19 protein-coding genes and 1 pseudogene are annotated in these 23,266 nt (G+C 72.0%); 17 read left to right on the forward strand and 3 right to left on the reverse strand.

Going from position 1 to position 23,266, the window contains the following annotated elements:
* Positions 1 to 54: 54 nt before the first annotated feature.
* On the forward strand, positions 55 to 1,644 hold the full coding sequence (gene serA / locus ACZ4V6_RS31365) for a phosphoglycerate dehydrogenase (protein WP_467833950.1): 1,590 nt from the start codon (positions 55 to 57) through the stop codon (positions 1,642 to 1,644).
* Positions 1,645 to 1,652: 8 nt separating this feature from the next.
* Here serA and ACZ4V6_RS31370 read toward each other — a convergent pair whose 3' ends face one another.
* Positions 1,653 to 3,200 carry an MFS transporter gene (locus tag ACZ4V6_RS31370; protein ID WP_467833951.1) on the reverse strand — a complete coding sequence of 516 codons (1,548 nt, stop codon included), beginning with the start codon at positions 3,198 to 3,200 and terminating at the stop codon, positions 1,653 to 1,655.
* 83 nt (positions 3,201 to 3,283) lie between these two features.
* Between ACZ4V6_RS31370 and ACZ4V6_RS31375 the strand changes: the two genes are divergently transcribed.
* Positions 3,284 to 3,874, forward strand: a complete 591-nt coding sequence (locus tag ACZ4V6_RS31375) for a TetR/AcrR family transcriptional regulator (RefSeq protein WP_239763125.1) — start codon at positions 3,284 to 3,286, stop codon at positions 3,872 to 3,874.
* On the opposite strand, the gene ACZ4V6_RS31380 is transcribed toward ACZ4V6_RS31375, so the two are convergent.
* Positions 3,855 to 5,117, reverse strand: a complete 1,263-nt coding sequence (locus tag ACZ4V6_RS31380) for a PucR family transcriptional regulator (RefSeq protein WP_467833953.1) — start codon at positions 5,115 to 5,117, stop codon at positions 3,855 to 3,857. The two genes, ACZ4V6_RS31375 and ACZ4V6_RS31380, sit on opposite strands and share 20 nt — an antisense overlap.
* Before the next feature lie 164 nt (positions 5,118 to 5,281).
* On the opposite strand from ACZ4V6_RS31380, the gene ACZ4V6_RS31385 reads away from it, so the two are divergent.
* The 13 genes and pseudogenes from ACZ4V6_RS31385 to ACZ4V6_RS31445 all read left to right on the forward strand — a co-directional run.
* On the forward strand, positions 5,282 to 6,208 hold the full coding sequence (locus ACZ4V6_RS31385; RefSeq protein ID WP_467833955.1) for a proline dehydrogenase family protein: 927 nt from the start codon (positions 5,282 to 5,284) through the stop codon (positions 6,206 to 6,208).
* A 62-nt stretch (positions 6,209 to 6,270) separates the two neighbouring features.
* Positions 6,271 to 7,902 carry an L-glutamate gamma-semialdehyde dehydrogenase gene (gene pruA / locus ACZ4V6_RS31390; RefSeq protein ID WP_467833957.1) on the forward strand — a complete coding sequence of 544 codons (1,632 nt, stop codon included), beginning with the start codon at positions 6,271 to 6,273 and terminating at the stop codon, positions 7,900 to 7,902.
* Between the two features lie 82 nt (positions 7,903 to 7,984).
* Positions 7,985 to 8,521: a GNAT family N-acetyltransferase gene (locus tag ACZ4V6_RS31395; RefSeq protein ID WP_467833958.1), complete on the forward strand. Its 537-nt coding sequence runs from the start codon at positions 7,985 to 7,987 to the stop codon at positions 8,519 to 8,521.
* A gap of 264 nt (positions 8,522 to 8,785) precedes the next feature.
* Positions 8,786 to 8,917 carry a hypothetical protein gene (locus ACZ4V6_RS31400; RefSeq protein WP_077799388.1) on the forward strand — a complete coding sequence of 44 codons (132 nt, stop codon included), beginning with the start codon at positions 8,786 to 8,788 and terminating at the stop codon, positions 8,915 to 8,917.
* Between the two features lie 88 nt (positions 8,918 to 9,005).
* Complete coding sequence (locus ACZ4V6_RS31405; RefSeq protein WP_467833960.1) at positions 9,006 to 10,058, forward strand: 3-isopropylmalate dehydrogenase; 1,053 nt, start codon at positions 9,006 to 9,008, stop codon at positions 10,056 to 10,058.
* 261 nt (positions 10,059 to 10,319) lie between these two features.
* Positions 10,320 to 11,408 (forward strand): branched-chain amino acid aminotransferase, encoded by a 1,089-nt coding sequence (locus ACZ4V6_RS31410; RefSeq protein WP_467833961.1) that lies wholly within the window; start codon positions 10,320 to 10,322, stop codon positions 11,406 to 11,408.
* 263 nt (positions 11,409 to 11,671) lie between these two features.
* Positions 11,672 to 12,376, forward strand: coding sequence for an urease subunit gamma (gene ureA, locus ACZ4V6_RS31415; protein WP_467833963.1), 705 nt, complete (start codon positions 11,672 to 11,674; stop codon positions 12,374 to 12,376).
* Positions 12,373 to 14,085 carry an urease subunit alpha gene (locus ACZ4V6_RS31420; RefSeq protein WP_467833964.1) on the forward strand — a complete coding sequence of 571 codons (1,713 nt, stop codon included), beginning with the start codon at positions 12,373 to 12,375 and terminating at the stop codon, positions 14,083 to 14,085. The genes ureA and ACZ4V6_RS31420 overlap by 4 nt, the downstream gene beginning before the upstream one ends.
* A 35-nt stretch (positions 14,086 to 14,120) precedes the next feature.
* The gene (locus ACZ4V6_RS31425) at positions 14,121 to 15,140 is read left to right on the forward strand and encodes an agmatine deiminase family protein (protein WP_467833966.1); all 1,020 of its coding nucleotides are present in this window, start codon (positions 14,121 to 14,123) and stop codon (positions 15,138 to 15,140) included.
* Between the two features lie 11 nt (positions 15,141 to 15,151).
* On the forward strand, positions 15,152 to 15,760 hold the full coding sequence (locus ACZ4V6_RS31430) for a TetR/AcrR family transcriptional regulator (RefSeq protein ID WP_467833968.1): 609 nt from the start codon (positions 15,152 to 15,154) through the stop codon (positions 15,758 to 15,760).
* 309 nt (positions 15,761 to 16,069) lie between these two features.
* Positions 16,070 to 17,674: a citramalate synthase gene (cimA, locus tag ACZ4V6_RS31435; RefSeq protein ID WP_467833969.1), complete on the forward strand. Its 1,605-nt coding sequence runs from the start codon at positions 16,070 to 16,072 to the stop codon at positions 17,672 to 17,674.
* 60 nt (positions 17,675 to 17,734) lie between these two features.
* Positions 17,735 to 19,090, forward strand: a complete 1,356-nt coding sequence (locus tag ACZ4V6_RS31440; RefSeq protein ID WP_467833971.1) for a hypothetical protein — start codon at positions 17,735 to 17,737, stop codon at positions 19,088 to 19,090.
* Positions 19,091 to 19,120: 30 nt separating this feature from the next.
* Positions 19,121 to 19,630: pseudogene (locus ACZ4V6_RS31445) on the forward strand (isochorismatase family protein); the annotation flags it as partial.
* Between the two features lie 165 nt (positions 19,631 to 19,795).
* Here ACZ4V6_RS31445 and ACZ4V6_RS31450 read toward each other — a convergent pair.
* The gene (locus ACZ4V6_RS31450; protein WP_467833972.1) at positions 19,796 to 20,401 is read right to left on the reverse strand and encodes a YceI family protein; all 606 of its coding nucleotides are present in this window, start codon (positions 20,399 to 20,401) and stop codon (positions 19,796 to 19,798) included.
* A gap of 160 nt (positions 20,402 to 20,561) precedes the next feature.
* Here ACZ4V6_RS31450 and ACZ4V6_RS31455 point away from each other — a divergent pair, with 160 nt between their 5' ends.
* The gene (locus ACZ4V6_RS31455) at positions 20,562 to 22,916 is read left to right on the forward strand and encodes a polysaccharide lyase 8 family protein (RefSeq protein ID WP_467833977.1); all 2,355 of its coding nucleotides are present in this window, start codon (positions 20,562 to 20,564) and stop codon (positions 22,914 to 22,916) included.
* A 154-nt stretch (positions 22,917 to 23,070) separates the two neighbouring features.
* Positions 23,071 to 23,266: carboxyl transferase domain-containing protein (locus ACZ4V6_RS31460; RefSeq protein WP_467833974.1), on the forward strand; the 196-nt coding region annotated here is incomplete at its 3' end.

Genomic DNA, 23,266 nt, shown 5'->3' on the forward strand with positions numbered 1-23,266 from the left:
CCACCGCCTGCGGCCGTCGGGACGGCCGTCCGCATTGGACCTGTGAGGACTCACGTGAGCTCGAAACCCGTCGTACTCATCGCTGAAGAGCTGTCGCCCGCGACCGTGGACGCGCTCGGCCCCGACTTCGAGATCCGCCACTGCAACGGCGCGGACCGGGCCGAACTGCTCCCCGCCATCGCCGACGTGGACGCGATCCTGGTCCGTTCCGCCACCAAGGTCGATGCCGAGGCCATCGCCGCCGCCAAGAAGCTCAAGGTCGTCGCACGAGCCGGCGTCGGCCTGGACAACGTCGACGTCTCCGCCGCCACCAAGGCCGGCGTGATGGTCGTGAACGCCCCGACCTCCAACATCGTGACCGCCGCCGAGCTGGCCTGCGGTCTGCTCATCGCCACCGCCCGCAACATCCCGCAGGCCAACGCCGCGCTGAAGAACGGCGAGTGGAAGCGCAGCAAGTACACCGGCGTCGAGCTGGCCGAGAAGACCCTCGGCGTCGTCGGCCTCGGCCGCATCGGCGCCCTCGTCGCGCAGCGCATGTCGGCGTTCGGCATGAAGGTCGTCGCCTACGACCCCTACGTGCAGCCCGCGCGGGCCGCGCAGATGGGCGTCAAGGTCCTGTCGCTGGACGAGCTCCTCGAGGTCTCCGACTTCATCACCGTCCACCTGCCCAAGACCCCCGAGACCCTCGGCCTGATCGGCGACGAGGCGCTGCGCAAGGTCAAGCCGAGCGTCCGCATCGTCAACGCCGCGCGCGGCGGCATCGTGGACGAGCAGGCGCTGTACTCCGCGCTCAAGGAGGGCCGCGTCGCCGGCGCCGGCCTGGACGTGTACGCCAAGGAGCCCTGCACCGACTCGCCGCTGTTCGAGTTCGACCAGGTCGTGTGCACCCCGCACCTCGGTGCCTCCACCGACGAGGCCCAGGAGAAGGCCGGCATCGCCGTCGCCAAGTCGGTGCGCCTCGCCCTCGCCGGTGAGCTGGTCCCCGACGCGGTCAACGTCCAGGGCGGTGTCATCGCCGAGGACGTCAAGCCGGGTCTGCCGCTCGCCGAGCGCCTCGGCCGCATCTTCACCGCACTCGCCGGCGAGGTCGCCGTCCGCCTCGACGTCGAGGTCTACGGCGAGATCACCCAGCACGACGTGAAGGTGCTGGAGCTCTCCGCCCTCAAGGGTGTCTTCGAGGACGTCGTCGACGAGACCGTGTCCTACGTCAACGCCCCGCTCTTCGCCCAGGAGCGCGGCGTCGAGGTCCGCCTGACCACCAGCTCCGAGTCGGCCGACCACCGCAACGTGGTCACCGTGCGCGGCACCCTCTCCGACGGCCAGGAGGTGTCGGTCTCCGGCACGCTGGCCGGCCCGAAGCACGTGCAGAAGATCGTCGCCATCGGCGAGTACGACGTCGACCTCGCCCTCGCCGACCACATGGTGGTGCTGCGCTACGAGGACCGTCCGGGCGTCGTCGGCACCGTCGGCCGGATCATCGGCGAGGCGGGCCTGAACATCGCCGGCATGCAGGTCGCCCGTGCGACCGTCGGCGGCGAGGCCCTCGCGGTGCTGACCGTCGACGACACGGTGCCCTCCGGGGTGCTCACCGAGGTCGCGGCGGAGATCGGCGCGGCCTCGGCCCGGTCGGTGAACCTGGTCTGACATCTTCCTCAAACGCCGGACGGGCTGAGCGAGTCGGCCTGTCCGGCGTTCGTCGTCTCCGCCTCCTCGCGCACCCGGATCCCGCGCAGTGCTCGCGCGGCGGGGACGGCCGCCACCAGCAGCAGTACCGCGCCCGCGACGGCCGCGCCCTGCATCCCGTGGGTGAACGCCGCCCGCGCCGCCGTCGCCAGCGCTTCTCCCGCGGTCCCGGGAAGGTCACGCGCGACGGCCAGCGCGCCGCCCAAAGTCTCCCGGGCCGCGTCCGGCGCCGCCGCCGGCATCTCGCGGTGGTACACGGCCGTGCCGATCGAGCCGAGGACGGCCAGGCTCAGGGCGCCGCCGAACTCTGTTCCGGTCTCCATCAGGGAGGACGCCGCGCCTGCCTTCTCGACCGGTGCGGAGCTGAGGGCCAGGTCGGCGAGCTGGGACATCACCGCGACGATGCCGCTCGCCATGACCGCGCACGCACCCAGCAGCAGCCACAGGGAGTCGGTGCCGGAGAGGGCCAGCAGGCCGTACCCGGCCGCAGCGACCACGAATCCGCCGGCGACGACATACGCCCGATCCACGCCCCGCTGGACCAGCCGCATGGCGAGCGGCGCGGCGAGACCGATCGGCACCGACGGCAGCAGGGCCCACAGCGCGGCCTCCAGCGCGCTCTTGTCCAGCACCGACTGGAGGTACTGGGTGGTGTAGTAGGAGGAGCCCATCATCCCGAAGGCCGACACCAGGTTGAGGACGACGGCCGGGGTGAAGCCGCGGGTGCGGAACAGGTGCGGTGAGATCAGCGGGGACGCGGCGGTGCGCTGGCGGTGCACGAACAGTGCCGCGAAGAGCAGGCCGACGGTCACCGACATCACGTACTTCACGTTCCAGCCCTCGGTCGGGATCTCCTTCAGGCCGTAGATCACGGGCAGGACCGCGGCCATCGACAGCGGCACGCTCAGCAGGTCGAAGCGGCCGGCGCGGGGGCTGCGCGACTCCGGCAGCAGCACCGGGCCGAGGACCAGGAGCAGGGCCATCGCGGGCAGGTTGACCAGGAAGACCGAGCCCCACCAGAAGTACTCGACCAGCACGCCGCTCATCACCGAGCCGAGCGCGATGCCCGCCGTCATCACCCCGGACCACAGCCCGACCGCCTTCGCCCGCTGCGAGGAGTCGGAGAACATCGTGCGGATCAGCGCCATCGTCGACGGCATCAGGGTCGCGCCGCCGATGCCGAGGACCGCGCGGGCCGCGATGAGGGTCTCGGCGCTGTGTGCGTAGGCGGCCACCAGAGAGGCCGCGCCGAAGGCCGCCGCGCCGATCAGCAGCAGCCTGCGCCGCCCGATGCGGTCGCCCAGCGACCCCATCGTCATCAGCAGGCCGGCCAGGACGAAGCCGTAGATGTCGAAGATCCACAGCTGCTGCGTGCCGCTCGGTTCCAGATCGGCGCTGATCGAGGGGATCGCGAAGTACAGGACCGAGACGTCCATCGAGACCAGGAGCAGCGGCAGCATCAGGACGGCGAGCGCCGTCCACTCACGGCGCCCGGCGCGGGGCGGGTTCGTTGTCATGGCGGTGACTGTACGCACGTCTTATACGTCTGTCTAGAACATTGTTTAAGACGTGCGTATGGGAGGGCGGGTAAGGTGGCGCCATGGGACACCGTGAGGATCTGCTCGAGGGCGCCAAGCGCTGCCTGCTGGAGAAGGGGTTCGCGCGCACGACCGCGCGGGACATCGTCAAGGAGTCGGGGACCAACCTGGCGTCCATCGGCTACCACTACGGGTCGAAGGACGTCCTGCTCGCGCAGGCGTACATCGCGCTGATCGAGGGGATGGGGGGCGCCTTCGAAGGGGAGGGGCCGGCTCTGGACGGCACCGAACCGGGCTCGGTCGAGCGGTTCCAGCAGGTGTGGTCCAACATCATCGGCACCATGCGGGAGCCCGGCTCCGTCTGGCGCCTCAGCATGGAAGTGCTGGTCATGGGCGACCGGATGCCCGAGCTGCGCGACCACCTCGGCCGCGCCCAGCGCGAGGCCGGACGCGGCATCATCCCCCTGCTCATGGGCGGCAGGGAGGAGGACGTGACGGACGAGACGACGGACACCCTGGGCGCGTTCTACGTCACCCTGATGACCGGCCTCATCGCGCAGTGGACCTTCGATCCGAAGAGCGCGCCCGAGGCCGGACGCCTCACCGAGGGGCTCCGCCAGGTGATCGAGGCCGCTACAGCCGGTAGGCCTTGAGCGCCATGTGCAGCAGCAGCCGGTCCTCGCCGTCGTCCAGGTCCAGGCCCGTGAGCTGCTCCACGCGGGAGAGCCGGTAGTACAGCGTCTGCCGGTGGATGCCCAGCTCGGCGGCGGTGCGGCCGGCCTGTCCCGCGCGGTCGAGGTACACCTCGGCGGTGCGGGCCAGCTCGTGGTGGGCGGGGGAGAGCAGCGCCCGCACGACGGGGTCCTGCGCGGCCCGCGGGGGCAGCGCGGCCAGCAGGCGGAACGGGCCGATGGACGCCCACTCGGCGACCGGACCGAACCGCGTCTCGGCGAGCGCCGCGCGGGCCGCCGCCGACGCCTCCCACCAGGCGTCCGCCAGGTCACCCAGCCCGGTGCGCGGGGCGGCGACGCCCGCCGCGACCTCCGCCGCAGCAACGGCCCCCGCCGTCCCGCGGGCCCGCTCCAGCAGCCGCCCCGCCGCCGACGTCGCCGGGGTCAGCACGTCCGTCGAGCGCAGCCGGACCAGCAGCGCCAGTGACAGGGCCGTCCCGGACCCGGGGGCGGCCGCCCCGCTCCACGGCACCGTGCACAGTGCCGTCGCCCCCGGCACCGTCCGCACCGAGGGCGCGTCCTCGGGGTCGGCGGACGGCCAGGGGGCCATGCACACCACCGTGTGCGGGGTGTCCGCGCGGGAGCCGAGGGCGGTGCGCAGTTCGGCCACGGCCATGTCCCGCTGCCAGTCGCGCTCGGCGGTCAGGACGGCCCGCAGCTCCCGGCTGAGGTCGGCGCCGTGCTGTGCCTCGTCCGCGAGCAGCGCGCCGATCCGGGCCGTCACCTCCATGGCCGCCGCGAGCTGCCGCTCCGTCGGGCCCGGATCGGTGTCCAGGAGCCAGACGTACCCGAGGACGACACCCCGGTGCCGCACCGGCAGACAGATCCGCCCCCGGTACACCCCCGCCTCCGGGGCCGACGGGATGCGGACCGGGCCGGCCGCCCGGGTGATGCCGAAGCCCTCGAACCACGCCCGGACGGCCGCCGTCGAACGGCGGGTGAGGATCGAGCGGGTGCGCACCGGATCCAGCGCGGAGGGGTCCAGCTCCCCCTCGCTGTCGTACGCGCCGAAGGCGATCAGCTCGAAGTCGCGGTTCTCCAGGGTCGCCGGCGCGCCCAGCAGCTCGGAGACCTCGTCGACCAGCTCCTGGTAGTCGCCCCGGGAGCGACCGGAGCCTGCCGCACCTCTGGAATCCGACGTCGTCACCCGGGCATTCTGCCGCATTCGCACCGATGCTTCATACATCTGTCTGAGAACCGTGGCGCGGATGCGTGACAGCTGTCGATGGCCGACGATCGGGGAGGTCCTTAAATTTCACGGTGGTTCTCCGTGCCGTTCCCGAAACATCGGGTATCGGCCTTGTGTTGCTTGGTAAGTGGAGGTGCCCCGTGCTGGGTCCCGTGATTCTCGCCGCGTCGCGCAGCGACAAGATGCGACGTCTGGTCTCGGCCGCGCCGGTGACCAAGCCGGTCGTCGACCGGTTCATCCCCGGCGAGACGGTCGACGAGATCGTGCCGATCATCCAGGACCTCACCGGCAAGGGCCTGGAGCTGACGATGGACGTCGTCGGCGAGGACATCACGAACCCCGCCCAGGCCGAGGCCGCCCGCGACGCCTACCTGGAGCTGATCGACCGGCTCAAGCCGCTGGACCTCGGCACCCGCGCCGAGATGTCGGTGAAGCTGTCGATGTTCGGCCAGGCGCTGGACGGCGGCCACGAGCTGGCCCTGAAGAACGTCCGCCCGGTCGTCGAGGCCGCCGCCGAGATCGGCACCACGGTCACCCTGGACGCCGAGGACCACACCACCCTCGACTCGATGTTCGCCATCCACGAGGAGCTCCGCAAGGACGTCCCGCAGACCGGCTGCGTCATCCAGGCCTACCTCTTCCGCACCGAGGCCGACGCGCGCCGCCTCGCCGACAGCGGCAGTCGCGTACGGTTGGTGAAGGGCGCCTACAAGGAGCCCGCAGAGGTCGCCTACCAGCAGAAGCACGAGATCGACAAGGCGTACGTCCGGATCCTGCGCACGCTGATGGAGGGCGAGGGCTACCCGATGATCGGGTCCCACGACCCCCGCCTGATCTCCATCGCGCAGGAGCTGGCCCGGTCCGCCGGCCGCAAGCTCGACGAGTACGAGTTCCAGATGCTGTACGGCATCCGGAGCGAGGAGCACCTGCGACTGGCCGCCGAGGGCCACCGCATGCGCGTCTACACCGCCTACGGCACCGACTGGTACGGCTACTTCATGCGCCGTCTGGCGGAGAAGCCGGCGAACCTGCGCTTCTTCGTCCGCTCGATGGTCAGCAAGGGCTGAGTACCGAGGGCTGAGCCCGCACCACAGCTCGAAACCGCTCACGTCAAGGAGTCCCGTAACCCATGGACGCTGTGACCCAGGTCCCCACCCCCGTCAACGAGCCGGTGCACGGCTACGCCCCCGGCTCGCCCGAGCGCGCCCGCCTGGAGGCCAAGCTCAAGGAGCTGGCCGACAACCCGATCGACCTGCCCTGCACCATCGGCGGCGTCAAGCGGATGGGCGGCGGCGAGCGCTTCGACGTCGTGCAGCCGCACAACCACAAGGCCCGCCTGGGCACGTACGCGAACGCCACCCGGCAGGACGCCCAGGACGCGATCGACGCCGCCCTGGCCGCCGCCCCGGCGTGGCGCGCGATGGCCTTCGACGACCGCGCGGCGATCATCCTGCGCGCCGCCGAGCTGCTGTCCGGCCCGTGGCGCGAGACCATCGCCGCCTCCACCATGCTCGGCCAGTCCAAGACGGCCCAGCAGGCCGAGATCGACAGCCCCTGCGAGCTGGTCGACTTCTGGCGCTTCAACGTCCACTACGCGCGCAACATCCTCGCCGAGCAGCCCCCGGCCAACTCGCCGGGCGTGTGGAACCGCCTGGACCACCGCCCGCTGGAGGGCTTCGTCTACGCGATCACGCCGTTCAACTTCAGCGCGATCGCGGCCAACCTGCCCACCGCCCCGGCCCTGATGGGCAACGTGGTGGTCTGGAAGCCGTCCCCGACGCAGACCCACGCCGCCGTGCTGCTCATGGAGCTGCTGGAGGAGGCCGGACTGCCCAAGGGCGTCATCAACCTGGTCACCGGCGACGGCCTGGAGGTCTCCGAGGTCGCCCTGAACCACCGCGACCTGGCCGGCATCCACTTCACCGGCTCGACCAAGACCTTCCAGCACCTGTGGAAGACGGTCGGCAACAACATCGAGAAGTACCGCACCTACCCGCGCCTGGTCGGCGAGACCGGCGGCAAGGACTTCCTGGTCGCCCACCCGAGCGCCGACCGCGCCGTGCTGAAGACCGCCCTGACCCGCGGTGCCTTCGAGTACCAGGGTCAGAAGTGCAGCGCCACCTCCCGCGCGTACATCCCGGCGTCCATCTGGAACGACGGGTTCAAGGAGGAGTTCGCCGCCGAGGTCGACTACCTCACCATGGGTGACGTCACCGACCTGTCGAACTTCATCGGCGCCGTCATCGACGAGCGGTCCTTCGCCAAGAACAAGGCCGCCATCGACCGCGCCAAGGAGGACGACGCCTGCACGATCGTCGCCGGCGGCTCCTACGACGACTCGGTCGGCTACTTCGTCCGCCCGACCGTCATCGAGTGCACCGACCCGGAGAACGAGGTGTTCCGCACCGAGTACTTCGGCCCGATCCTCGCCGTGTACGTCTACGAGGACGACAAGTACGACGAGATGCTGACCCAGATGGAGTCCGTCTCCGACTACGCCCTCACCGGTTCGGTCATCGCCAACGACCGCGCGGCGGCGGCGTACACGATGGAGAAGCTGCGCTACGCGGCCGGCAACTTCTACATCAACGACAAGTCGACCGGCGCCGTCGTCGGCCAGCAGCCCTTCGGCGGCGGCCGTGCCTCCGGCACCAACGACAAGGCCGGCGCCCCGCAGAACCTGATGCGCTGGACGCTGACCCGCGCCATCAAGGAGACGCTGGTCGCGCCGACCGACTACACCTACCCGCACATGGGCTGACGTCCCACCACGGAACGGGCCAGGTCTTCGGACCTGGCCCGTTCCGCGTGCCCGGCCCCGTCCGCCCGTGACAATGGCCCCCATGACCGACCGCCTCCGCACCGCCCACACGGCCGAACTCGCCCCGCACGAGCTGCGCGCCGTCCACGAGCTGCTGCACGACGCCTTCGACGGCGACTTCGGTGACGACGACTGGGACCACGCGCTCGGCGGCGTGCACGCCCTGGTCCACGACGCACAGGGGCTCGCCGCACACGGATCGGTCGTCATGCGGCGGGTACGGCTGCGGGGCCGCTGGCTGCGCACCGGTTACGTCGAGGCGGTGGCCGTGCGCCGGGACGTGCGGCGCACCGGCCTCGGGAGCCTGGTCATGGGCGCCCTGGAGGAGGTCGTCGACCGGGCCTACGACCTCGGCGCACTCTCGGCGAGCGACGACGGCGCCCTTCTCTACACGGCCCGGGGCTGGCGGGTCTGGCCCGGGCCGATCCACGCGCTCGGCCCCGAGGGGGCGGTCCGGCTCGCCGAGGAGGAGGGATCGACCTACGTGTGGCCCGCCACCGCGGCGCGGTCCGGTGCCGCCGGACTCCTCTTCGACTGGCGGGACGGCGACGTACTGTAGGCGTTCGCCCAGGTCACGGACGTGTCGTCGGTGTGTGGCCGACGGCGCCGTCTCAGATAGTAGGAAGTCCGAGTAATTGTGCAGACAGATGCTCCGGGCTCCCTTAGCTTTGTAGGAGCCGAACGTCCCGCTCCATCGAGCGAACGGCGGTCGTGAGCCGGGCCCCGCGCAGGCAATCCCTGCGGCCCGCCGCTCCCCGCCCCTTCCGGCGTCTCGCAACCCCCTTTCCGCACTCCGCATCCGTGTCGAAGGAGTCGATTCCCCATGGCCGAGACGACCGTCCGCCGCCGAGTCCGCCACACCTCCCGTACCAGCGACTCCGATCGCAAGAACGCCGCCGCCGCCCTCCAGCGCGCCCTCGACCGCCGGGACAACGGCGGATCCACCGGCCACTGAGGACGGCCGTGCCCCGGGGTGGCACCGACGGTGTCCGCATGCCGGACGCCGCATGTCATCCCGTGGGACGGAGAGTAGGGTGCCGTGCATGTCGGCAAGCTCTCGCATCCTCAAGCTCGCAGTGATCCCCGGTGACGGCATCGGCCAGGAGGTCGTGGCCGAAGGTCTCAAGGTCCTCTCCGCCGTCCTCCCGCAGGATGTGAAGCTGGAGACCAAGGAGTTCGACTTCGGCGCCCGGCGCTACCACGCCACCGGTGAGACCCTCACCGACGCCGACCTCGACGCCCTGAAGCAGCACGACGCCATCCTGCTCGGCGCGATCGGCGACCCGTCGGTGCCGTCCGGCGTGCTGGAGCGCGGCTTCCTGCTCAAGCTCCGCTTCGCCTTCGACCACCACGTGAACCTCCGTCCGTCGAAGCTCCTCCCCGGTGTGGCCACCCCGCTCGCCGGCCAGCCGGAGATCGACTTCGTCGTGGTCCGCGAGGGCACCGAGGGCCCGTACACCGGCAACGGCGGCACCATCCGCAAGGGCACCGAGCACGAGGTCGCCACCGAGGTCTCCGTCAACACGGCCTTCGGTGTCGAGCGCGTGGTCCGCGACGCCTTCGCCCGCGCCCAGGCCCGTCCGCGCAAGAAGCTGGCGCTGATCCACAAGAACAACGTGCTGACCTTCGCCGGTCACCTGTGGACCGACGTCTTCAACAGGGTGGCCGAGGAGTTCCCCGAGGTCACCACCGAGTACATGCACGTGGACGCGGCGACGATCTACCTCGTCACGCAGCCCGAGCGCTTCGACGTGATCGTCACCGACAACCTGTTCGGCGACATCATCACCGACCTCGCCGCGGCCGTCTCCGGCGGCATCGGCGTCGCCGCGAGCGGGAACATCAACCCGTCCGGCGAATTCCCCTCGATGTTCGAGCCGGTCCACGGTTCCGCGCCCGACATCGCCGGCCAGGGCAAGGCCGACCCGACCGCCACGGTCCTGTCCGTCGCCCTGCTGCTGCGCCACCTCGGCCACGAGGCCGAGGCGACGCGGATCGAGGAAGCCGTCGCCGCCGATCTCGGCGAGCGTGTCGGCAAGCCCGCCCGCAGCACCTCCGAGATCGGCGACGCGCTCGCCGTACGAGTAGCCGGCTGACCGGGCCGCGCACTCGAAACACAACCTTTCGAAGCCGCCGGGTCCGGAAAACAAGGCGCCCGGCGGCTTTCACCTGTCCCCGCCGGGTGCGACCATCGACCCCAGGGCCGCATTCACCCCGTTTCAGCCGACGCGGACCCGCGCGCGATAATCGGACGCGGAGCCGCGGCATGAGGGAATGCTCGGACGTCCTACCACCGGCCACCGGCCGTGCGGGCGTGAGCGCGGCCCGTCACGACAACCGGTGAAGGACATCAACCCATGACGACGCCCACGATCGAGCTCAAGCCCTCCGCCAGCCCGCTCTCCGCCACCGAGCGCGAGGCGATCCTGGCCAACCCGGGGTTCGGCCGCCACTTCACCGATCACATGGTGACGATCAAGTGGACGGAGGGCAGGGGCTGGCACGATGCGCAGCTCGTCCCGTACGGGCCGATCTCCCTCGACCCGTCCTCGCACGTCCTCCACTACGGTCAGGAGATCTTCGAGGGACTGAAGGCCTACCGCCAGCCGGACGGCTCGGTCGCGCTCTTCCGCCCCGAGGCCAACGCCCGCCGCTTCCGCAACTCCGCCCGCCGCATGGCCATGGCCGAGCTGCCCGAGGAGCTGTTCATCGCGGCGCTGGACGCGCTGCTCACCCAGGACGCCGACTGGGTGCCGCCGCACGGCGGCGAGGAGTCCCTCTACCTGCGCCCGTTCATGTTCGCCTCGGAGACCGGGCTCGGCGTGCACCCGGCCAACGAGTACCTCTTCATGCTGATCGCCTCCCCCTCCGGCGCCTACTTCGCCGGCGGCGTGAAGCCGGTCACCATCTGGGTCTCCGAGGACCACGTCCGAGCCGTCCCCGGCGGCACCGGCGACGCCAAGACCGGCGGCAACTACGCGGCCTCCCTGCTGCCCCAGGCCGAGGCCGCCGCGCACGGCTGCGACCAGGTCGTCTACCTCGACGCGGTGACCCGCACCAAGGTCGAGGAGAGCGGCAGCATGAACATCGCCTTCGTCTACGGCGACCGCATCGTCACCCCGGAGCTGACCGGGTCGATCCTGGAGGGCATCACCCGCGACTCCCTCCTCCAGGTCGCCCGCGACCTCGGCTACACCGCCGAGGAGGGCGTCGTGACCCTGGAGCAGTGGCGCGAGGACGCCAAGTCCGGCGCGCTGACCGAGGTCTTCGCCTGCGGCACCGCCGCCGTCGTCACGCCCATCGGCCACGTCAAGACCAAGGGCGACGCCTGGACCCACGGCGACGGCACCCCCGGCCCGGCCACGCTGCGCCTGCGCGAGGCCCTGCTCGGCATCCAGCGCGGCGTCACCGAGGACGCCCACGGCTGGATGCACCGGCTCGGCTAGGGCTCGCCCCCTCCGGTCGTCGACAGGGCGGCCCCGGGATCCGCGGACGCGGACACCGGGGCCGCCCTTCGCGTTCCCGGGCCGGGGGCCGGCGGCCCGTTCCCGGGCCGGGGGCCGGCGGCCGGTCCTCCCCGGCGTCCGTCCGAAGGTTAGAGCGGCGTTCAATGCGGTGTCAGTCCGGTTCGTCCGCTCACCTTTCCCTTCCGCGCATTCACTGTTTAGAGTGATGCTCTAACGCAAGGAAGGCAAGGAGGTGCCGCGTCGTGAGACTGACACCCACGGAACGTGACCGGCTGCTGCTCTTCGGGGCCGCCGAACTGGCCCGTGCCCGCCGGGCCAGAGGGCTCCGGCTGAACGTCCCGGAGGCGACGGCCCTGATCGCGGACACCGTCTGCGAGGCCGCCCGCGACGGTGCGCGCCTCGCGGAGGCCGTCGAGCGCGCCCGGTCCGTGCTCGGCCCCGACGACGTGCTGCCCGGCGTCGCCGACGTGGTCACCGAGGTGCACGTGGAGGCGGTCTTCGACGACGGCTCCCGGCTCGCGGTCGTCTCCGACCCCATCGGCGGCACCACGGGGGACGACGGTCCGGGCGCGCTGCTGCCCGGCCCGCCGCACTCCGACCCCGAGGCGGAGGTGCGGCTGACCGTCACCAACACCGCCGGCGTCCCGGTCTCCGTCACCTCCCACTTCCACTTCTTCGAGGCCAACCCGCGCCTGGAGTTCGACCGCGAGCGGGCCTACGGCATGCGCCTGGCCGTGCCCGCCGGGTCGTCCGTCCGCTTCGGACCGGGGGAGAGCGCCGAGGTCGGCCTGGTGCCCATCGGCGGGCGACGCGTCGCGATCGGGTTCGCCGGTCTGGTCGACGGTCCGCTGGACGCGCCGGGCGCGAAGGAGGAGGCCCTGCGCCGGGCCGCCGCCTGCGGCTACCTCGGCGTCACGGAAACACCTGATCAGGAGGTCGAGCGATGAGCCGCCCAGGAGGCCACCCCGCCGAGGCCCGCCGCCTCACCCCGTACGAGTACGCCGCCACCCACGGTCCCCGCGCCGGCGACCGCGTCCGCCTCGGGGACTCGGGGCTGACCGTCCGCGTCGAGTCCGACGCCCAGAAGTACGGCGACGAGTTCCTCGCCGGCTTCGGCAAGACCGCCCGCGACGGACTGCACCTCAAGGCCGCCGCCGTCCGCGAGACCTGCGACGTCGTCATCAGCAACGTCGTCGTGATCGACGCCGTGCAGGGCATCCGCAAGGTCTCCGTCGGCATCCGCGAGGGCCGGATCTGCGCCATCGGCCGGGCCGGCAACCCCGACACCCTCGACGGCGTCGACGTCGTGGTCGGCACGGGCACGTCCATCGTGTCCGGCGAGGGGCTCATCGCCACCGCCGGAGCCGTCGACACCCACGTCCACCTGCTCTCCCCGCGCATCATGGAGGCGTCGCTCGCGTCCGGCGTGACGACGATCATCGGCCAGGAGTTCGGCCCGGTCTGGGGCGTCGGCGTCAACTCGCCCTGGGCGCTGAGGCACGCGTTCGGCGCGTTCGACGCCTGGCCGGTCAACATCGGCTTCCTGGGCCGGGGGTCCTCCTCCCACGAGGCGCCGCTCGTCGAGGCCCTGGCCGAGGGCGGGGCGAGCGGCTTCAAGGTGCACGAGGACATGGGCGCCCACACCCGCGCCCTGGACACCGCACTGCGCGTCGCCGAGGAGCACGACGTCCAGGTCGCCCTGCACAGCGACGGCCTCAACGAGTGCCTCTCCGTGGAGGACACCCTCCGCGTCCTGGAGGGCCGCACCATCCACGCCTTCCACATCGAGGGCTGCGGCGGCGGACACGTCCCCAACGTGCTGAAGATGGCCGGCGTCCCCAACGTCATCGGCTCCTCCACCAACCCCACCCTGCCCTTCGGCCGGGACGCGGTCGCCGAGCATTACGGCATGATCGTCTCCGTCCACGACCTGAAGACCGACCTGCCGGGCGACGCCGCCATGGCCCGCGACCGCATCCGCGCCGGGACCATGGGCGCCGAGGACGTGCTGCACGACCTGGGCGCCATCGGCATCACCTCCTCCGACGCGCAGGGCATGGGCCGGGCCGGTGAGACGGTCCGCCGCACCTTCGCCATGGCCGGCAAGATGAAGGCCGAGTTCGGCGCCCCCGACGACGACAACGACAACGAGCGCGTCCTGCGCTACATCGCCAAGCTGACCATCAACCCCGCCATCGCCCACGGCCTCGCCCACGAGGTCGGCTCGATCGAGGTCGGCAAGCTCGCCGACATCGTGCTGTGGCGCCCGGAGTACTTCGGCGCCAAGCCGCAGCTGGTCCTCAAGTCCGGCTTCCCGGCCTACGGCGTGACCGGCGACCCGAACGCGGCCACCGACACCTGCGAACCCCTCGTGCTCGGTCCGCAGTTCGGAGCGCACGGCGCCACACCGGCCGACATCTCGGTGGCCTTCGTCGCCCGGGCCGCCCTCGACCAGGGCCACGACACCATGCCGACCCGCCGGCGCAGGGTCGCCGTGCGCGGCACCCGCGGCATCGGCCCCGCCGACCTGCGCCTGAACTCCCGTACCGGGCAGGTCGACGTCGACCAGCGCACCGGCCTGGTCACCCTCGACGGCGACCCCGTCCGTTCCGGACCGGCCGAGTCCGTCTCCCTCAACCGCCTGTACTTCCTCTGACCCCCCTGGCTCCTCCGACCTCCTGGGACACCTCCATGACCTTCCGCATGCCCCCCGAGTGGGCCCCGCACGAGCGCACCTGGATGGCCTGGCCCGGCCCCAACCCGACGTTCGGCGACGACACCGGGCTGGCGGACGCCCGCGCCGCCTGGGCGTCCGTCGCCCGTGCCGTGCGCCGCTTCGAACCGGTGACGATGGTGCACGGCCCCGGTCAGGGCGACACCGCGCGCGAACTGCTCGGCCCGGACGTCGACCTGGTGGAACGCGCGCTGGACGACGCGTGGATGCGGGACATCGGCCCGACCTTCGTGAAGGACGAGGAGGGCCGGCTGGCCGCCGTGGACTGGGTGTTCAACGGCTGGGGCGCCCAGGACTGGGCCCGCTGGGAGCACGACTCCGAGATCGCCCGCCACGTCGCGGACCTCGCCGGGGTCCCCGTGCTGAGCAGCACGCTCGTCAACGAGGGCGGCGCGATCCACGTCGACGGCGAGGGCACGGTCCTGCTGACCGACACCGTGCAGCTCGGCGCGGGCCGCAACCCCGGCTGGACCCGCGAGCAGGTCGAGGCGGAGATCCACGCCAAGCTCGGCACCAGCAAGGCGATCTGGCTCCCGCACGGCCTGACCGGCGACTACGGCACGTACGGCACGCAGGGCCACGTCGACATCGTCGCGGCCTTCGCGCGGCCGGGCACCGTCGTCGTGCACAGCCAGCGCGACCCCGCCCACCCGGACCACGCCCGCTCGCAGACGTACCTGGAGATCCTGCGCGGCCAGACCGACGCCGAGGGCCGCCGCCTGGAGGTCGTCGAGGTCCCCGCCCCGACCGTCCTGCAGGACGAGGAGGGCGACTGGGTCGACTACTCGTACATCAACCACTACCTGTGCAACGACGGCGTCGTCCTGTGCGCCTTCGACGACCCGAACGACGAGGTCGCCGCGGGCATCTTCCGGCGGCTGTTCCCCGAGCGCACGGTGACGCCGGTGGACGCCCGTACGATCTTCGCGAACGGTGGAGGCATCCACTGCATCACGCAGCAGCAGCCGAGGACCTGAGAGGAGCCGGGATGGCCGGTGCGGCCAGGGCGCGCAAGAACGCGCCGCCGCGCGAGGAGGTCCTCGCCGCCGCCATGGAGATGATCGCCGAGCGCGGTCTGGAGAAGCTCACCATGGCGGCGCTCGGCCGCGAGGTCGGCATGAGCAGCGGTCATCTCCTGTACTACTTCCGCTCCAAGGACGAACTGCTGCTGCGCACCCTGGAGTGGAGCGAGGGCCGTCTCGGCGCGGAGCGCGCCCGTCTGCTCACGCGGCCCGGAACGGCCCGCGAACGCCTCGGCGCCTACGTCGACCTGTACGTGCCCGACGGCCACCGCGACCCGCACTGGACGCTGTGGCTGGAGGTGTGGAACCACTCGCAGAACGCCGACGGCGACGCCCGCGACCGGCAGGCCGCCATCGAGGGCGCCTGGCACCGCGACCTCGTCGCCCTGCTCGCCGAGGGCGTCTCGCGCGGCGAGTTCCGCCGTGTCGATCCCGACCGCTTCGCGACCCGCCTGCGCGCCCTCCTCGACGGCTTCGCCATCCACGTCGCGATCGGCCTGCGCGGGACGGACCGCGCGCGAGTCCTCGGACACGTGGGGGAGTTCCTCACCGAGGGCCTCTACGCGGAGCCCTGACGCGGACGCGCTCCGCTCGCATCCTGAGACGGACGGTGAGAAGGGGGACGGACTGTGCCAGACTTCCCCCGTGCTCTCGTTCGCCATGATTATTGGCAACAGGCGCGCCGGTCCGCAGTGACCACCACGTACGACCAGGTACGGGTGGACACCGTCGTCCTCGACCCGCGCGCAGACCTCTCGCACCCGCGAGGGGTTTTTCGTTTTCCCGGCCCACCTCAAGCCGGGAAGAGAGCGCGAGGGATCATAGGTGGACGGTGGAGCCGGTCATTCCGGTTGACCGAGATCCCCTACAGGAGCCTTCAGATCATGACCGCACCCAGCGAACTCGACGATTCGTTCCACGTCTTCGACACCACCCTGCGCGACGGCGCGCAGCGCGAGGGCATCAACCTCACGGTCGCGGACAAGCTGGCCATCGCACGGCACCTGGACGACTTCGGTGTGGGCTTCATCGAGGGCGGCTGGCCCGGAGCGAATCCGCGCGACACCGAGTTCTTCGCCCGCGCCCAGCAGGAGATCGACTTCCGGCACGCCCAGCTGGTCGCCTTCGGCTCCACCCGCCGCGCCGGAACGACCGCCGCCGAGGACCCGCAGGTCAGGGCGCTGCTGGAGTCCGGCGCCCAGGTGATCACGCTGGTCGCCAAGTCCCACGACCGGCACGTCGAACTGGCGCTGCGCACCACGCTCGACGAGAACCTGGCCATGGTCGCGGACACGGTCTCGCACCTGAAGGCCCAGGGCCGCCGGGTCTTCGTGGACTGCGAGCACTTCTTCGACGGCTACCGCGCCAACCCCGCGTACGCGAAGGCCGTCGTCCGCGCCGCCCGTGAGGCGGGCGCCGACGTCGTCGTCCTGTGCGACACCAACGGCGGCATGCTCCCGGCGCAGATCCAGGCCGTGGTCGCCACGGTGCTGGCCGACACCGGCGCCCGGCTCGGCATCCACGCCCAGGACGACACCGGGTGCGCGGTCGCCAACACCCTCGCGGCCGTCGACGCGGGCGCGACCCACGTCCAGTGCACGGCCAACGGCTACGGCGAGCGCGTCGGCAACGCCAACCTGTTCCCGGTCGTGGCCGCCCTCGAGCTGAAGTACGGCAAGAAGGTGCTGCCCGAGGGCCGGCTGCGCGAGATGACGCGGACCTCCCACGCCATCGCCGAGGTCGTCAACCTCACCCCCTCCACCCACCAGCCCTACGTCGGCGTCTCCGCCTTCGCGCACAAGGCCGGCCTGCACGCCTCCGCGATCAAGGTCGACCCGGACCTGTACCAGCACATCGACCCCGAGCTGGTCGGCAACACCATGCGCATGCTGGTCTCCGACATGGCCGGCCGCGCCTCCATCGAGCTCAAGGGCAAGGAGCTCGGCATCGACCTCGGCGGCGACCGGGAACTGGTCGGCCGGGTCGTGGAGCGGGTCAAGGAGCGCGAACTCAAGGGCTACACCTACGAGGCCGCGGACGCGAGCTTCGAACTCCTCCTGCGCGCGGAGGCCGAGGGCAGGAGGCTGGAGTACTTCGAGGTCGAGTCCTGGCGCGCGATCGTCGAGGACCGCCCCGACGGCACCCACGCCAACGAGGCCACCGTGAAGCTGTGGGCCAAGGGTGAGCGCATCGTCGCCACGGCCGAGGGAAACGGCCCGGTCAACGCCCTGGACCGCGCGCTGCGGGTCGCCCTGGAGAAGATCTACCCGGAGCTCGCCAAGCTCGACCTGGTCGACTACAAGGTCCGCATCCTGGAGGGCGTGCACGGTACCCAGTCCACGACCCGGGTCCTCATCTCCACGTCCGACGGGGCGGGCGAGTGGTCCACGGTGGGCGTCGCGGACAACGTCATCGCCGCCTCCTGGCAGGCGCTGGAGGACGCGTACACGTACGGCCTGCTGCGCGCGGGGGTCGCCCCGGCCCGGTGAGCGGGCACCCTCTTCCCTCATCGATGTCTCATTGATAGGGATTCGGGTACTTTCGAGCGTATGACGGACTCCCGTACGCAAGTCCTCATACGCCTGCTGGTCGTGCCGGTCGTCGCCGCGCTGACGCTGCTGATGGCCGGCGCGCCCGGCGCCCACGCGGACACGGACGTGTCCGAGATCGGCGCGGCCCTGCGCGAGAGTCCCGTGTACGTGGACCCGGCCGCCTCCGACCTGCTGTCGAAGGCGGACGCCGATGCGCTCGCCGACAAGATCGAGAGCGCGGACGAGCCGGTCTTCGTGGCGGTCCTCCCGGCGGACTACCCGACGCAGAACCTCTTCCGGAACCTCCGCACGGAGACCGGCGTCACCGGCCTGTACGGCATCCGCCTCGGCGACCGCTTCGACGCGCGCGCCGACAGCAGCGTGCTGAGCCGGCAGGGGGTGCGCAACCTGGTCACGGCCGTGCAGGGCGCCGGAGACCCCAAGGCCCAGCTGAACGACTTCGTCGACGACGCGCTGCGCAGCGTGCGCGGCTCCGCCCCCGCCTCCTGGGACTCGGGCGGCTCCACCGCCCCGACGGGCGCCCTGATCGGCGTCGGCGCGGTCGTGGTGGCCGGCGGCGCGGGCGCCTACGCGCTGGTGCGGCGCAACCGGCGCCGCCGCGAGCAGGAGCAGCGGGCGGCGCTGGAGCGGCTGCGGGTGGTGGTCGACGAGGACATCACGGCGTTCGGCGAGGAACTCGACCGCCTGGACTTCCACCCCGCCGAGCCCGGCGCGGACGACGCGATGCGCGCCGACTACGAACGCGCCCTGGACGCCTACGACCAGGCGAAGTCGTCCATGGCGGACGCCCGTCGGCCGGAGGACGTCCGCGGCGTCACCGAGGCCCTGGAGGACGGACGCTTCTCCCTCGCGCAGCTCTCCGCCCGCCGCGAGGGCAGGCCGCTGCCCGAGCGCCGCCCGCCCTGCTTCTTCGACCCGCGCCACGGCCCGTCCGTCGCCGACGCCACCTGGACCCCGCCGGGCGGAGCCACCCGCGAGGTGCCGGTCTGCGCGGCCGACCGGGCCCGCCTGTCCGACGGCCTGGACCCCATGGTCCGCGAGGTGGACACCGACTACGGCCGCCGCCCGTACTGGGACGCGGGCCCGGCCTACGGCCCCTGGGCGGGCGGCTACTTCGGCGGCGGCATCCTGCCCGGTCTGCTGGTCGGCACGGTGCTGGGCGGCATGATGGCCACTCCCACCTACGCGGCCGACTACGGCGCCGGGTACGGCGACTTCGGCGGTTACGGCGGGGGCGACGTCTCCGGCGGCGACTTCGACCCCGGTGACTTCGGGGGTGACTTCGGGGGCGGTTTCGGCGGCGGCGACTTCGGGGGCGGGAGCGGCGGAGGGGACTTCGGCGGGGGCTTCTGAACCAGCCCGCCCCACCGTGCCGGCCGACGGATGCCGACGGAGACCGTCACGAAGCCGCCGACCGGAGCCCGGACGTTCCGGGACCGTCCACGGAGGACGGACCGGCCCGTTCCCCACCGCGGTACGAGCGATTGGCGTGGCCCCGTGCCGCACTCCTGCGCCGTCCTCGTCATCGACGTGCAGAACGCGCTGACGGGCATCGCCCACCGGGCCGCGGAGACCGTCGCCGCGATCGCGGGGCTGAGCGAGCGGGCGCGGGCCGCCGGTGCGCCCGTGGTGACGGTGCGGCAGGGGGACGACGAACCGGTGCCCGGCACCGAGGGGTGGCGGGTCGTGCCGGAGCCGGCGCCCCGCGAGGGGGAGGCGGTCGTCGACAAGACGACGCCCGACAGCTTCCTGGGCACCGGTCTGGACGGAACGCTCGAGGCCCTCGGCGTCACCGAGCTGATCGTGACCGGCTTCGCCACGGAGACCTGCGTGGACACCACGGCGCGGCAGGCGTTGAGCCGGGGCTACGACCTGGTCGTCGTGGCCGACGGACACACCACCTCGCTGCGCGGCGAGGCGGACACCGACCTCGTCCCGGCGGACCGCTCGATCGCCCGGTACAACGCGATCCACCGGACGATCGGCCGGCCCGGCCGCCGTGTCCGGGTCCGGGCCGCCGCCGACGTGGACTTCACCGCCCCCGTGGGGCCGCGGGTCTCACGCCTGCTTGATCGCCGAGATGTCGAAGTTCAGCTTGATCTTGTCGGACACCAGCACGCCGCCCGTCTCCAGGGCCGCGTTCCAGGTCAGGCCCCACTCGGAGCGCAGGATCTCCGCCTTGCCCTCGAAGCCGACGCGCTCGTTGCCGAAGGGGTCCTTGGCGGCGCCGTTGAACTCCAGGTCGATGGTGATCGGCCTGGTGGTGCCGAGGATCGTCAGGTCGCCGGTGATGCGGTAGTCGTCGCCGCCGAGGGCCTCCGCCCTGGTGGAGCGGAAGGTCATCGTGGGGAACTCGTCCGTCCGGAAGAAGTCCGCGCTCTTCAGGTGACCGTCACGGTCGGCGGAACCGGTGTCGATGCTGTCCATCGTGACGTCGAGGGACGCCGTGGAGCCGGCCGGTGCGGCACCGTCCAGGTGCAGCGTGCCGGTGAAGTCGAGGAACTTGCCCTTGACGTTCGTGACCATGGCGTGCCGGGCGACGAAACCGATCGTGGTGTGCGCCGGGTCGATCACGTAGTCGCCGGTCAGCGCGGCGAGGTCCGGGCTGACGGCCGCGGGGGCGGCGGCGGCCGGGGCGGTGGACTTGCTGCCGAAGAGGCCCATGACGTTCTCCCTGGTTTTCGTTGAATGTTCAATCAGTCCAGCAGGAACGACCGTAGACTCATTCTGTTCAATATTCAACATCATTCGCAGGATTTCCCGGAAGGATCACTCCGTACGGCGTGCTTCCGCGGCCGGTGCGGACGTGATAAACGGCATGAGCATGACCTCTCCGTGGCACCGCGCGCACCGGACCCCCGCCTCTCCCGCCCGACGCACCGTCCTGCTCGCCGCGGCCCTGGCCGCCGGTCTCGCCCCGGCGCTCACCGCCCCCGCCGCCGCAGTCGCCGGCGACCCCTACGCCGCCCTCCGGGGACGCTGGCTCGACATCGCCCTCGGCACCGGTTACGACCCGGCCGCCGAACCGTACGCCTCGCGCCTCGCCGGGACCGGCGAACGCGCCCGCGCCTTCCGCGCCGGCATGGCCCCCACCCCCACGTCGCTCTGGCCGGACCACCCCTTCGACCCGCCCGCGGGTATCACCTCCAGCTACGGCCGGCTGTGGACCATGACGCAGGCGTACGTCCAGCGGGGCACCGGCTCCACCGGCGACGCGGCCCTCCTCGCCGACGTCCTGCGCGGCCTCGACCACCTCTCCGCCACCGTCTACAACCCGTCCACCACGCGCCGCGGCAACTGGTGGGAGTGGCAGATCGGCAGCCCGCGCCTGCTCATGGACATCACGGCCGCCCTGTACGACCACCTCGGCACCGAGCGCGTCACCGCGGCCTGCGCCGCCGTCGACCACTTCGTCCCCGACACGATGCTCGGCGACTACACCGGCACCTCCACCGGCGCCAACCGCGTGGACCTGTGCCGCTCCGTCGCCCTGCGCGGCGTCCTGGGCCGCGCCCCCGCCAAGATCGCCCTCGCCCGCGACGCCCTCTCGCCCGTCTTCCCGTACGTCACCGAGGGCGACGGCCTCTACGCCGACGGCTCGTTCGTCCAGCACACCTGGGTCGCCTACTCGGGGACGTACGGACAGGTCGTGCTGGACGGGCTCGGCCGCCTGTTCGCCCTGCTCGCCGGATCGGAGTGGGAGGTCACGGACCCGGCCAGGCAGACCGTCCTCGACAGCGTCGAGCACGCCTACGCACCGCTCGTCCACGACGGGCTGGTCATGGACATCGTCAACGGGCGCGCCATCAGCCGCGGCCACCTCGCCGGCGACGACCTGCACGTCATGCGCAGCGACCACTTCCACGGGCAGCAGCTCATCGCGGCCATGGCGGTCCTCGCGGGCGGCGCGAGCCAGGCCGAGCGCGACCGCTGGCACGCGCGGATCAAGGGCTGGATCGCGCGCGACACCGTCACGCCCGTCCTCACCGCGCCGCAGTTCGGGGTGGCCGACCTGGCCCGGCTGCGGGCCATCGCCGACGCGCCCGTCGCGGCCGCGCCCGAGCCCGTCGGGCACCACCTCTACGCCGCCATGGACCGCGCCGTGCACCGCCGGCCCGCCTTCACCGCGGGTCTGGCCATGGCCGGCGACCGCATCGCCCACTACGAGTGCGGCAACGGCGAGAACCCCCGCGGCTGGCACACCGGTTCCGGGATGCTCACCTGGTGGGCGAACGGCAGCCGGTCCGACCAGTACACCGACTGGTTCTGGCCGACCGTCGACTGGTACCGCCTGCCCGGCACCACCGTCTCCACCCGGCGGCTCCCCGACCGGGCGGGCGGCGAGTGGGGCGCGCCCAAGCCCGACGTGCGCTGGGTCGGCGGGGCGACGGACGGCGAGTACGCCGTCGTCGGCCAGCACCTCAAGGGGCTCGGCTCCACCCTCGAAGCCCGCAAGTCCTGGTACTTCCTCGCCGACGCCGTGGTCTGCCTGGGCGCCGGCATCACCTGCGCGGACGGCGTCCCCGTCGAGACGGTCGTCGACAACCGCAATCTGGGGGAGGACGGCACCCAGGCCCTCACCCGGGGCCGGGACTGGGCCCACCTGGAGGGCCACGGTGGCTGGATCGTGCCCGGCGGCGGCCTGCGGACCCTGCGCGAGGACCGTACCGGCGCCTGGGCGGACATCAACACCACCAGCACCGCCGAGCGCCGCACCCGCCGCTGGCAGACGCTCTGGCTGGACCACGGCACGGATCCGGACGGCGCCGGGTACGTCTACGTCCTCATGCCGGGAGCCACCCGCCGGACGGTGGCCCGGCGGGCCGCCGACCGCGGTGGGATGACGGTCCTCGCCAACGACGAGCGCTGCCAGGCCGTCTCCGTGCCCCCGCTCGGCCTGACGGCGGCGAACTTCTGGCAGCCCGGCACGGCCGGCCCGCTCACCGCGACGGCGGGGGCGAGCGTGCTGGTCCGCCGCCGGGGCCGTACCGCTACCCTCTGTGTGAGCGAACCGCCCCGCACGGGCGCCCCCCTGGAGATCGTCTGGGACCGTCCGGTGCGGGGCGTAGTGAGGGCCGACGAGTCGGTCCGGATCGTCGCCACAGGCCGCCGTCTGCACCTCCGTGTCACTCCAGGGGTGGTATGTACCACCCATGAATGTGAGGTGACTCTCAGCTGACGGCTTTGTGCGACCCCTACAAGGCTCAGGCCCCCTGAGCAGTCGAAACGGCTGCATGTCGTCGAGGTTCTGTTCAGGGGTACCAGGAAAACACGCCGGAGACTGTACGGAGTCGACGGCTCGCTTTCCTCGGTCTCCTTCGTAGAGTCACTACATGACCGTTTTGGATGAGGCGCCGGGTGAGCCGACGGACGCGCGCGGGCGAGTAGCCGAACTGCACGAGATCCGTGCCCAGGCGCTGGCCGGGCCGGGCGAGAAGGCGACGGCGGCGCAGCACGCCAAGGGCAAGCTGACGGCGCGTGAGCGGATCGAGCTGCTGGTGGATCCGGGCTCGTTCCGGGAGGTCGAGC

The sequence above is a fragment of the Streptomyces sp. NPDC029152 genome (assembly GCF_055564355.1).